Annotated in this window: 5 protein-coding genes; 1 reads left to right on the forward strand and 4 read right to left on the reverse strand. The window is 45.7% G+C overall.

The genetic code is table 11. The features are described from left to right. Nucleotides 1–275: 275 nt before the first annotated feature. Both Q0Z70_RS03755 and Q0Z70_RS03760 read right to left on the reverse strand, forming a co-directional pair. Complete coding sequence (locus tag Q0Z70_RS03755) at nt 276–2,831, reverse strand: hypothetical protein (protein WP_298072781.1); 2,556 nt, start codon at nt 2,829–2,831, stop codon at nt 276–278. Nucleotides 2,832–3,591: 760 nt separating this feature from the next. Next, on the reverse strand, nt 3,592–4,845 hold the full coding sequence (locus tag Q0Z70_RS03760; protein ID WP_298072783.1) for an ATP-binding protein: 1,254 nt from the start codon (nt 4,843–4,845) through the stop codon (nt 3,592–3,594). A 424-nt stretch (nt 4,846–5,269) separates the two neighbouring features. Here Q0Z70_RS03760 and Q0Z70_RS03765 point away from each other — a divergent pair, with 424 nt between their 5' ends. Beyond that, nucleotides 5,270–9,346, forward strand: coding sequence for a two-component regulator propeller domain-containing protein (locus Q0Z70_RS03765; protein ID WP_298072785.1), 4,077 nt, complete (start codon nt 5,270–5,272; stop codon nt 9,344–9,346). A gap of 98 nt (nt 9,347–9,444) precedes the next feature. On the opposite strand, the gene Q0Z70_RS03770 is transcribed toward Q0Z70_RS03765, so the two are convergent. Together Q0Z70_RS03770 and Q0Z70_RS03775 are read right to left on the reverse strand one after the other, a co-directional pair. Continuing rightward, nucleotides 9,445–11,754 (reverse strand): DUF2264 domain-containing protein, encoded by a 2,310-nt coding sequence (locus Q0Z70_RS03770; RefSeq protein ID WP_298072787.1) that lies wholly within the window; start codon nt 11,752–11,754, stop codon nt 9,445–9,447. A 16-nt stretch (nt 11,755–11,770) separates the two neighbouring features. Next, complete coding sequence (locus Q0Z70_RS03775) at nt 11,771–13,057, reverse strand: BNR repeat-containing protein (protein WP_298072789.1); 1,287 nt, start codon at nt 13,055–13,057, stop codon at nt 11,771–11,773. Nucleotides 13,058–13,131: the final 74 nt, after the last annotated feature.

Below are 13,131 nucleotides of genomic sequence, written 5' to 3' on the forward strand. Positions count from 1 at the left end.
TGTGCGCTTAACGTACTTTGTTTCTGTCTTTTCCATAATGTTACTTTTTGTTGTAACGCTATTTCAGGACTAGACAAGTTGATAAAAAAGGGAGGATGTTTGTTGTCCTCCCTTTTTTATGGTCATCCGATATTTATTCCCAAAACGTAATTTCTATATTTGCCACCAATATGTAATATAACGTGAGTTCGAAATAAAATCAAAGTCATGTAAGCTGTCCGTTATTGATAAAATTCACATCAATGGTGTTTTTTTTCAAAGAAACTGTTCTTTTTTTATTTTTTCTTTCCTTTCGGGGTATAGTTAAATCTCCATTGGACGTGGAACATTGCATAGCGTGGTAATACCGTGCGGTAGGTTTCCGTGCGTGCCTGGGCATTCATGGTGTAGGATATGTTGCTTAGGTCATGCAGGATGTCGTAGCCGTCCAGCATCAATAACAGCTTGCCCTTCAATGCCTTGTAGGTCAACCGGGCGTTCCACACAAAGTTGTCGGTGTTCAAAGCTTCGTCTGTGTAACCGCGACGGTTGTAAACCGTAAAATCCGTAGCCAGTTGGAAATTGGCAGGAAGTTCAAAGATGGCGTTCAGGCCCGACTTCACCGTCCAAGTGTTTTGGGGTATGAAACTTGTGCGATTGGATGTGAAACGGTTGTGGCTCCCTTTTGCGTTTAAACCCAGCTGATGTTTGCCGATATGGTATTTCAAATTGAATTCGTCGGAAAAGCTCAGGTCATACACCTTACTGCGAGACAATATGGGAGAATCTTCGCCTACTAAGTCAACACTGGTGGCATGTCCGGCTACTAATTTATTGCTGACGGAAAACTTCCCGCCATGTTTGGCAAGTATAAGAAAGCCAGATGCGTTCCAATTCCCGTTTACATTATAATAACTTGCTTCGCGTATGCCGGTACTTGTGTCGTAGGTATAACCTTGTGACAAAGCATTGGAAATAATCGAATATTTTCCAGCGATTGTTATCTCACTTCTTTTTTCTTTATTTAACGTAAAAGTATATTGGAGTGCTGTATTGAACAATAGTGCATTTTTCAGTTTTTTATTCCCTTTTCGGATATAAAGCGGATTGGTGTCATCGGTAAAATCGATCATTGACTCCATATCGGGCATGCGGCTTTTCAATTCCCATGTCCACCAGGCGTCTTGTTTATTGTTGTCGGTCCAGTTGATTCTTGCATCGCCAATGTCAAAAACAATCGAACGATGTGTAAAAACTGTGTCAACGCGACCGCGTTGGTAGTCGAACTTTCGGTTCATCAAAGTTATGGGAAGTTGATAATAAGCATATATATGCTGGGTATGGCAGTGGTAGAATAGTGAAAACTCATGGCAATTATCCGTACTTCGACTTAGATAGCTGTTGTTAGGGTCAATGGCAGATACATAGTCGATGGCTGAAGGTAATTTACCAAACATGAATTCTTCGATGGATTCGGGTGAATCCAGTTGGAAAAGTGTGGAGGTTTCTTTCCGATAAATGCGGTCGTAGCGATAGGCGAGTTTCAATGTTCCCACAATTAACTTTCGCGAATAACTTATGCCTGCTCTAAATTTGGAATCGAAATCAGGATAATTCTTGAAATAACGGTTGGCTGTCTGTGCAGGAACCGGATTCTGACCGAAGTTTATGTCGTAGTGATTGAAACGTTCGTCATGACGGTTATTGTAACTTCCTGACAGGTCTATTTCTATTAAATCAGGGGTATTGGGTATTGTGAACCCTTGCCATAGATTGGCACCGGCAGAAAGAGAGTGCCCTTTACGGCGGTTCATGTTGAGATTTCGATTGATCAGACTGGTCAACGCCCCGTTGGTGTTACCGCTGTAGATGTTTTGGATGAAGTCAGTGGATATATCGTTGAACGCATCGCTGAAGGTGGCATCCACGTTCTCGTTATAATTATTCCAGTTTTTGTAATTGAAGAAGGGTTCAGTGCTAAGGGCATACCCTTTCTGTGCCTTGTATTGAATCTTGTGTTTGGTGTTAGTTGAAACTGATTTGCTTTCCAAACGATTGAACTGATAGTCGTAAGTATTGCCTGTAACGAGGTAATTGGTGCGTGTCACGTCAGTGCCGTCCGTTTCTCGACTACTTTCGGCATTTACGTTCCCGTTGAACTCCCAACGGCTGCCAATGGGCTTTATACTGTAGTCGAATCCACCTGATATGGTTTTCTGTACACCGGTAGGCATGGTTTCAGGTGTCCATGTGGTTGTCTGTCCTGGTTTGCGGCTGTCGTTGAGGTTGTTTGTGCTGAAATAGGCTGAATATTGTCCTGTAGGTGTAAAGGCCATAGCAAAGAGGCGTCCCAAGTAGCGGTCTTCGCTGCCATATCCTCCCTCCACGTTCAGAGCGGTTCCTATCATGTATTCCTTTTTTAGCTTTACGTCCATTACATACTGGGTATCATCTAAATCGGTTCCCGCTAACTCACCAGCTATTCCTCGTTTGTTGTATAACTCAATGTCTTTCACGGCATAAGCACCCAAATTCTGTAGCAGCAGTTGTTTGTTGCCGTCGAAGAAATGTCTGCCGTTCAGTAACAATTCTTCGACAAACCTGCCATTGACATAGATGGTGCCATCTTGTTTCAATTCTACACCAGGAAGCTGTTGTACAAGTACATCAAGCATGCTCCCTTCGGCCAGGTTGAATGCGTCGGCGTTGTAAACCAATGTGTCGCCCTTGTTATAGAATTTGACTTTAGATGCCTTTACAACCACCTCGTCCAGTATTTCAGACGTTTCCGTAAGGTAGATGGGATCCAACTCGTAATTGAATATTCGTTTGCCGATTTTACTTATGTCCACATTTATCGAAGTAGTCTTATAGCCGATGCAACTAACAGAAAAAATGTATTTTCTCCCTCTTGGAACCTCTACGGTAAATCCTCCTGTGAATAATTTCTGATTGTCTTCTCCAGACACATAATGTTCATACATATATTCTCCGGCTGAAGTGCCAGTGACAAAACTGCTGTCCACAGCGTTCAAGACTTTGATTGTGGCAGAAGCGACCGGTTGATGGAGACCGGAAGCTTCCAGTATCTTTCCTTTTATTCTGATATTATCAGCAAATCCCGTTATAGAGATTGTTGACAAAACAAATAGAACGACTAATGGACGTTGTAGTATTTGAACAGAGAACAAGTGTTTTATCCGATTTTTTTTTCAAAGTTTCTTTTGTTTCCATTGTTTTTAATTGAATTAAAAAAGAAGCAATTCAGCCTTTATAAAAGGCTATTGGTTCGTTAAACGTTAAACAAGAAAGAAGAATGGGTGTCCTCTTCTTTTCTTTTATGATGCAAAGATGTGCTTAATAGATTAATTACTGGTATAAAAAATGAGCAAACAATGTAGAAAATTTATTCATAGATGTCAAATGACGTATTATTCTACCTTGTTTGATTGATTTTTAGAAGTAGACGGTGCTCGTGACCCTTCAATAGACGATGTTCTTAATCGACCATGAAGGGTATTAATGACCTTTGATGATGGGTATTCAATGCCGTTGGTTTCATGCTATGATAATACTCTCATTAACCTAAATTGATTGTCAGAAAGTACCGGCTTATAAAAGAGTTCCCTTTGTATCTTTAAGGAAATCAACGATGTTAATGATTGATATGCCATCCTCATTTACATAAGATGGAACCAAACCTCCGACTATGATAATTTTAGGGAATCCATCTTTGATATAACGAAGGGAATTGGTTTCTTGATCAATTTTCTCTTGAGTAGGCATGTCAAATGCCGATTGGACATATAGACGTTTGTTACCTCTATTGCAGATAAAGTCCACTTCCAACGATTTTCGTTTTTTCTTTCCATCATCTGTTTCTCGTACTTCTACTTGCCCTACATCAACAGAATATCCTCTGATACGCAGTTCATTGTATATGATATTTTCCATGAGGTGCCCGCCGTCAATCTGCCTGTAATTCAAACGGGCATTGCGCAATCCTATATCTTCAAAATAATATTTGGATGGTGTATTGATATAGCGTTTTCCCTTAATATCATACCGGACGGCTCTTTCCAACATAAACGCATCCTGTAGCATACCAAGATAGCTCTGTATAGTTGTATCTGAAATACTGTGACCTTTTACCGATTTAAATGTGTTTTCAAGGTTGGTCGGATTGGTTAAGCATCCGATATTGGAGGCTATGATATCTATAAGCTCACTTAGATCATCATCATTTCTAATAGCATAACGTTCTTTTATATCATGGATATAAGTGCCTTGAAACAACGATTTCAGATATTTTTCCTTTTCCTCCTTTTTCGCAAAGGATACAATCTGTGGCATTCCACCATAAATCATGTAATCTTGCAATGCCGAAAGGTCGTTTTCATGCAGCCCAGCCTTAAGAAACTCGGAGAAGCTCAAGGGATGTACTCTGATTTCATACCCACGTCCACGAAATTCTGTTATTACATCACTTGATAACAAACGACTGTTACTACCGGTCACGTATACATCTGCATTTTTCACTTTCAGATAGCTGTTAAGCACATCCTCAAACTCTGGAACCATTTGGATTTCATCCAATAAAATATAGTACATTCCATCATCCGTCATACAGCTGTCAATATGATCCAATAGTGCATCCGGTTCCCTGATTCGTTTAGAACGGCGGTCTTCCAGATCAACTTGAATGATATGCTTTTCATCCACACCATTTTCAAGTAACGATTGCTTGAACAACTCAAACAGAAGGTAAGATTTGCCACAACGACGTATACCGGTAATGATTTTAATCATTCCGTTGTGCATTACGCTTCTCAGTTCCTGTAAGTATCTATCTCTTGGTATAATCATATTGCAAAAGTAATGAAAACTATCAGTAATCCATTATTCTATTGGAGAAAAATGGGAAAAGTACCATATTTCTCCAATAGCTTACTCTCAACTGGCAAGTGCAAAAATAGCGATTTGTCTGAAGAAAACATTTTTAGGAGAGTCGAAATAGAGTTTTTATCTCGGCTGAGTGTTGACTGACTGCACTCCGCTATGGAGGCGATTTCTTTTCCCGGAGTCTTTCTTTGCAGTAAGGCGAAAATTTGCGACCTTTGTTGCGAGATTAATCGGTAATACATAATGCAACACAAAATTAGTTAATCTCATGGAGATTTCGGCCCATGTTTTTTTATGAAACAGGGTAGAAAAATTAGTCATAATGATTGCTTTTTTCAGCATATTTCATTATTTTTGCCGAAAGCAACAATTAAATTTGTTTAATACGATGAAGAAAATCGGTAACCTTGTATCGCTTATAGTGTGGTTCATGTTTTTCCCTTTGAATGTACGTGCACTTCAGGACGATTTAATTCTGAAACGGATGGGCGTCGAACAGGGGTTGTCAAACAACTACGTGATGGATATTGCGCAGGACAACCGGGGCTGTATATGGATAGCGACGGAGTCCGGGCTTAATAAGTTCGACGGGCGTGAATTTACGGTCTATAACCGGAACAATTCGCCAATCTGCGGCAACGAGCATAACGTGTTGCTTTCCGTGCCGCAAGACAACACTATCTGGATAGGAACGCAACGCGACGGCATCAGCATTCTGGATGTGGGGCAACGGACGTTCGAGACGTTGGACGTACATAACGGACTGATTACAAACGATGTGACCGACCTGAAAATGGCGGCGGACGGGGGCATTTGGATTACCCACTTTCATTTGGGTATCGACCATTACAACCGGAAGACGAAGAAGGTGGAAAGCTATAACACGTCCAATGTCAAGGGATTTTCGGGGCGCAACTGGACTTCGTATGACGACGGGAAAGGCCATCTCTACGTGGGACATGCGGAAGACGGTCTCAGTATCATCGACTTGAAGGCGCGTACTTGCGAGAATTTCCGCCATGCACCTGACGATCCCAAGAGCATCCCGAGCAATACGGTTCATGCCATCCTGATAGACCGCTCGGAGCGGATATGGATCGGCACGGGGAACGGTCTGTCGCTGTTCAATCCCGTCACGAAAGAGTTTACGACCTTCCGCAGCCAGCCCGACAATCCCCATTCTCTTTTATCCAATCAGGTATATGACATCCGCCAGACGCGCGATGGAAACATCTGGGTTTGTACCAACATGGGCGGGGTCAGCATCCTCGATTTGCGCCAGAATTCCTTTATCCGTCCCGATCAGGTGCAATTCCGCAACATCGCGGTGACCAACGGCATTCACGGGCTGTCTTCACCCAATGCCCGCTGTCTGTTTGAAGATTCTTTCGGAAACATCTGGATAGGCAATTACCGGGGCGGGGTGGATGTCATCTGCCGTTTGCAGCCTCAGTTCAAAACACTGCCTTATCAGATGAGACGCTATGGCGCATACGCCAACAAACAGGTGTGGGGCATCAATGTCGATACGGGCGGACGCCTATGGTTGGGTGGAGAGAATGAGGTGGCGATATTCGTCAAGGGGAGGATGAAAGAGGTGCTAAATCCGCAAGCAGTGAAGAATACGCATGTGAATGTCATCTATACCGACCGCTCCGGCGATCTCTGGATGGGCATGTATCTGGATGGGGTGATGATATACCGCCACAGGACGGGACAGATGGAACGGCTCAGTGACGCATATCCCAACCTCGATGTCCGATGTTTCTACGAAGACGAGGACGGCAAGATGTGGATCGGTACGGAGAGCGGCATATATAGCTATGAGAGCGGGCGGTTTGCTTGCGAAGACAGCATCAATAATCAGCTGGCCGACAATATGATTCACAGCATTCTGCGTGACAAACAGGGGAAGCTCTGGATTGGCACCTTCGGCAAAGGCATTCAGATATTGAACAGTCATAACAACTTGGTTTATAGTCTGACTACCGACAATGGGATGGCTTCGAATGCCATTTCCCACTTGTCCATGAGCAGCCGCGACGAAATCTGGGCAGCCACGAGGAATGGCCTTGTCTTCTTCGAGCGGACGGACAACCCGATGGGGTTCCGTATATTTACGGAGAAAGACGGCATAGAGAACGGCTATGTCAGAGCCATACAGGAGGATGAGAGGGGCAATATCTGGTTCAGTACAAACGACGGCATTTCGTGCTATGAGAAGGCGTCGGGTGTGTTCAAAAACTATAATTACCATGAAGGAGTTCCTCGCGGCGATTTTATGGACGGCTCGGTATGTCGGACGGACGACGGCACGATTTATTTTGGCTCGCAGAATGGCGTGTGCTATTTCCGTCCCGCCACGCTTGATTACAGTGAGAAGGTGGCTCCGGTGGTCTTTACGGAGTTTCGGACTTTGACAGGCGACTTGCGGCCGGAGTATGCCGAGAAGATGGTGCCCATCATAAAGAATAAGATCAGGCTTTCTTACCGGAACAATAATCTGAGAATTGGCTTCAATGTGACCGATTTCTCGCAGGCGGGTCAGGTGGAGTATATCTATCAAATGGAAGGATTGAATAATTCCTGGTACAATACGCATGGCGAAAACCAGGTGATATTCAGGAACCTGCCGCACGGAAACTATACGTTCAAGGTGAATGCCCGGATGAGAAATCAAAGCTGGACGAACGACAACATCGCTTCACTGACGTTGATAATCGATCCGCCTCTGTGGCTGACGTGGTATGCCAAACTGTTCTATGTGATTGTGGCATGTCTGCTGCTCTACTATATGTTGCGTTTCTACAAGCATAAACTTGAGTTGGAGAATAAGCTGAACTTGGAGCACCAACAGTTGAAGAATGGGGAAAAGCTTAACGCGGAAAGGCTTCATTTCTATACCAGCATTACGCACGAACTGCGTACACCGCTTACGCTCATTGCCGGGCCTTTGGAGGATCTTTTGAGGGATAAGTCGTTATCGCAGAAACATCTGGAACGCATCGGCATCATACACAGCAATGCCAACAGGCTGTTGGCACTGATTAACCAGATACTGGAATTCCGAAAGGCAGAGACACTGAATCGGAAGCTGCTGATAGAGAAAGCCAATCTCGGTAGGTTGGTAAGGGAAATCGGTTTGGGCTTCAAGGAACTGAACCAGAACAGCCGGGTCAATATTGAGGTGAAGATTGAAACGGAAGAGACGGAACTCTGTTTCGACCCTGAAATAATCACGATTATTCTTAATAATCTGGTGTCCAATGCCATGAAATATACACCGGAGGGATTTATAACTTTGTCTCTCGGCAAACGGGAGGAAGACGGACAGCGATATACCGAAATCAAGGTGAAAGATACAGGATTCGGCATTGACTCGGAGTCAATCCCTCACATTTTCGACAGTTATTATCAGGCGGACGGCGAGCATCAGGCTTCGGGTACGGGCATAGGGCTGGCTTTGGTGAAAGCGCTGGCCGATTTGCATGAAGCAACGATCAGTGTGGAAAGCGAACTGAACGAGGGCAGCTGCTTTACTCTCAGCCTGTTGACAGACAATACCTATCCTCATGCCCGACATAAGCAGGTGGCGGCAAGCGGCGACAAACCGGCTGTAGCCGAGACAGTTGCCAGGGAGGTGTCGGCCGAGGGAGAGGATGCACGTCCCGTTCTGCTGGTGGTGGAAGATAACAATGATATTTGTGATTATATCCGAAGCTCATTCGAAGACATGTATGAGGTGCTTACTGCTTCCAACGGAAAAGACGGGTGGGACATCGCCAAAGTTCGCATCCCGAGTGTCATTGTCAGTGACATTATGATGCCCATCATGGACGGCATTGCTTTCTGCAAACGTGTGAAGCAGGATATGCGTACCAGTCATATTCCGGTAATATTACTGACGGCCAAAGATAGTATTCAGGATCGGGAAGAAGGGTATGCCGCTGGAGCCGATTCGTTTATAGCCAAGCCTTTCAGTGCCAGCCTGTTGACTCGGAGAATAGAAAATCTGCTGGCAGGCAGAAGGAAGTTGGCGGTACTGATTGCGGCAAAGACAGTATCGTCGGTAGGTTCGTCCACTGAAGAGGCTTTAAAGGATCTGGGTGAGGGAGATCGCACATTGAACAAGCTCGACCGCGAGTTCTTGGATAAGGTAGCCTGTATTATCGGAGATAATCTCAGTATGGAAAAGATTGATGTAGGTTTTATTGCCGACAAGATGTGTATGAGCCATTCTACGCTTTATCGGAAAATCAAGTATCTGACGGATATGTCGGTCAATGAATTTGTACGGAAAGTGAAGTTGAAGAAGAGTGTAGATCTCTTGTTGGACGGTGAGTACAGCATCGCTGAAATTTCAGATTTGGCCGGTTTCAGCAGTGTGGCTTATTTCAGGCAGTGCTTTAAGGATGAATATGGCATGGCTCCTTCGGAATACCTTAAGCAGAAAGGCGGGGGTTGATTATGAATCGTTCAGGCACGGATGATACGGATTTTCGCGGATATATGTTTTTCTCCGTGACGCTCCGTGTAATCCGTGCCTGAAGGTTATGTTGGAAATCAGAACAAATCCCCCGTACTGATTTCATCCTTCCAATAGTGGTCTTTGGGGAACGGTTGTTCGCTCCAAGCTCGTTTGCTGGTCCAGTCCTGGGGTGCATCGGTCCAGAATGGATGGCCGGCCGGCAGTCCTAAAGGCAGGAAAGCCAGGGAAGTCATGTACAGGCTGCCATTGTTGGTGTACCAGTCTGCAATGTTGGGCTGACGTCCGCTGAACCCGATGGTCAGATAACCTCCTTCGTTGAAATTGTTGCCACTGGCAAACATGCGTTTCATAACGGCTGTGAGGGCGCAGCGTACCTGGGCGTTGGTCACGCCGGCAGGCAGTTCCTGATACCAGGCCATCAGGGCGAGGGGTTGCATCGTAGCCATGCGGTATGGAATGGATCGCCCGAAGACAGGGAAGGTTCCTTCGGGTGAGATGAAGCGTTCCAGTATCAGGCTGTATTTTTGTGCACGGCGCAAGGCACGGTCATAATACTTGGAATAATGTAGGCGTGTATAAGCCTTAACATCTTTCATCGCCTGAAGAGTTTCAAGATACATGGGATGGAACACGTAGCTGCTGTAGTAGTCGAAAGCAAAGCTTGGGCCGTCGGCATACCAGCCGTCTCCGGTGTACCATTCTTCTACCTTGCGGATGGCGGAGTTGATGCGGTAGGCATCGTAAGATGCTCCGGCTTTGGCCAGGAAACTTTCGATAGTCGATGAGAAGAGCAACCAGTTGGTGTAAGGCGGGTCGATACGGCGTAACAGGGTGAACTCTTCGATGTAGCGTTGCTTGGTGGTCTCGTCCAAAGGTTTCCACAGCTGGTCGAACGCACGGAGAAAACTCTCGGCAATATAGGCTGCGTCTACTAAGGGCTGTCCTTCCTTACGCCACAGCAGGTAGTCGGGACTTTGCGGATCTACGGCGTTGGCATAGCTTTTCAACGCCCATTCGCGTAATTGCTTGCGCATGGTTCCTTCCGCCGTGTTGTCGTCGGGGAGTGTAAGCCAGGGAGCAATGCCTGCCATCAGGCGGCCGAAAGCTTCCATATAGGTTACCTTTTTGTCGCGGCCGTCCCATGTGGGACTTACTTCTACAATCATGTTCTTTTGAAGTTCTCCCTTAGCCATATTGCTCAAGATTGGGGCGGCCATCTTGTAGGCAAGGTCACACCAGTAAGCACGATCTTGGGTTTCGGGAGCTTCCAAGTAGCGTACATACTCACAGGCAGCCAACAGGAATGCACCTACACCGAAATTGGCGGTGGAGTTGGCATCGACTACCTGGCCGGGGATGGCTTTTTCGCCGATGGGTTGTACGTAGCCCACAGAGCCGTTTTTCTGAAGGGCGGTTTTCGACAGGTAGTTCCATGCTTTGTTGACAGTGGGCAGGAATTCGGCTTCGTCCAGATAGCCGTTGTTGATACCCCACAGAATGCCATAAGTAAAGAATGCAGTACCGCTTGTTTCAGGGCCGGGAGCATGTTCGGGATCCATCATACTGCGGGTCCAATAGCCTTCGGGTTGCTGAATGGCGGCTACTGCTTTAGCTAATTTCTGGAATTTCTCCACGAAAAAAGCGCGGTGTTTGTAGTCAGCCGGCAGGTCTTTCAACACTTTGGCCAGTCCCGCCAGTACCCATCCGTCACCGCGGGCCCAGAAGTCTTTCTTTCCGTTGACACTCTTGTGCTTGGGATAGACGTATTTGGCATCGCGGTAATAGAGATTTTCCTCTTTGTCGAACATAATCTGGTCGGAATAGGTGATGTATTCGTACAATTTGTCCAGATAGAGCGGATTGTGGGTAATCTTATACAATTTCGTCATGACGGGCATTACCATGTACAGGCCGTCGCTCCACCACCAATAGTCGTTTTGCGGAGTACTCATCTGATATTCCATGACTTCGCGGGCGCGCTTGATTTTATAATCTTCGGGAGCTAAGTTGTAAAGGTCGGCATAGGTCTGGAAACAAATCTGATAGTCGCCGAACAGAACGTACTCGTCCGATTCTCCGTATGAATATTTCCACTGGGAACGGTCGTTGCTTTTGGCTCCTTTCCATTCGTTGTGTTTGGCCCACGCTTCGGAATAGGCACGGTAGGTTTCGTTGCCTGTCAGGAAGTAGGCTTCCATGTTGCCGGTGTGATAGGCTGCATTGTCCCAGAAGGAACGTACTTCCGGCTTGTTTTCAGCTTGCCAGTGTTGGTTCACTGTGTCAATGATTTTTCGAACCTGTTCGGCCTCGGAAGTCTTGGCAAATGTTGCAGCCGGTAGTAGTCCGATGAAACAGGCTGCAAACGTTTTAAGAATTTTATCCATAAGTTTTGTATGTTAGTTATTGTTTGGTATTGATTTCGAGTACATATACGGAAGTCGGCTCGGAAACGATTGGTTTCTCACCGTCGCCCTGATGGGTTTCTTGTACGAAAACGTTGAGTTGTCGATTTTGTTTCCACAATTCCGTATCGAGACTGGGTTCCCATGCGTCAACACTGAAGTCAGTAAGATCGGTCACTTGCCATTCTCCGTTTTTGAGATCAGGGGTATAGGCCATAGATACCTTGCTTTCACGTTCAGCATCGCGGAAGAGAAAGAAAGCATGTCCTTTGTCTACAGCAATACGGGGGCGGGAAATGGGAATCATTTTGGTGCCTCCTCCTTTCAGCGAAAAAGCTTGTGTGCGATTCATGATGGAACGGTTGTGCCAGCCGGTGTCGTCATGCCAAACCAGACGATATTGGGGAATGGTACTGTCGGCATCACGCCAATAGGTGACAATGTAGGGATGGCCTTCCGTGTCGGCACTCATACTGGTTTGGTTGATAAGCTCACTGTTTTGAGGTATGCGGCAGGCATATTCGGCATTGGCTTCGCGTATGGGCAGGCTATAGGTTTCGCCGTTTGATTTTTGCCATGTTTTCCCACCGTCTGATGAGCAGGCGTAGCACAAGTCATGGTTGGTTTCTACCATCCATGTTTCCCGCCATACCCACGAAAGATGGATGACGTCTTTGGCATCTACGTATAGTTGCCAGTAGGCATTGCGCTGTCCCTCGCCATCAATGAGAATGTCTTGGACACGCTGCCATTTCCGTTGCTTCAGATGATAGCGGTTCAGTACGAGGTTTCCTCTTCCAGATGCTCCTGAACGATAGACAAAAAGCAGGTCTCCATTGGATAGGCGGTAAAATTCTGGATAGGTGACATCTGCTTCGTCTTTCCCCGTCATCGGTTCTTTTTCTCCTAAGACAAGGGATTCGGGAGCGGTACTGCGGCAGTAGTTCAGCAGCTGTCCATGATGATCGAAGGCTACATGCAAGTAGCCTTCACCGTCTACCATTAGGCTGATGACATTGTGGGCATCGGTTATATTACCTTTGTATTGTGATCGCCGAAGTTCCCATTGTTCGGAACCCAATTTACGTTTGCCGATGACCATATAGCCATCGGCATCGTAATAGGCCGTATATTGATTTTGCTTGAAGGTGACAAGCGAACTGTTGCGGAATACGGTTGTGTTGACTGAGGTGGAACTATAACCTTTTCCTATCTGAACTAAATGTTGAGCCGATGCAGACAGGCTGCTTATAAGGAATGTAAATAATAAGATGGCGTATTTCATGATAAATTGTAGATTATTGTTTGTGCAATATTCGCAAAATTATTTAATACCCGCAACGTGTGAAGGAGTAATTT

The organism is uncultured Bacteroides sp. (assembly GCF_947632445.1).
Lineage (GTDB): Bacteria > Bacteroidota > Bacteroidia > Bacteroidales > Bacteroidaceae > Bacteroides.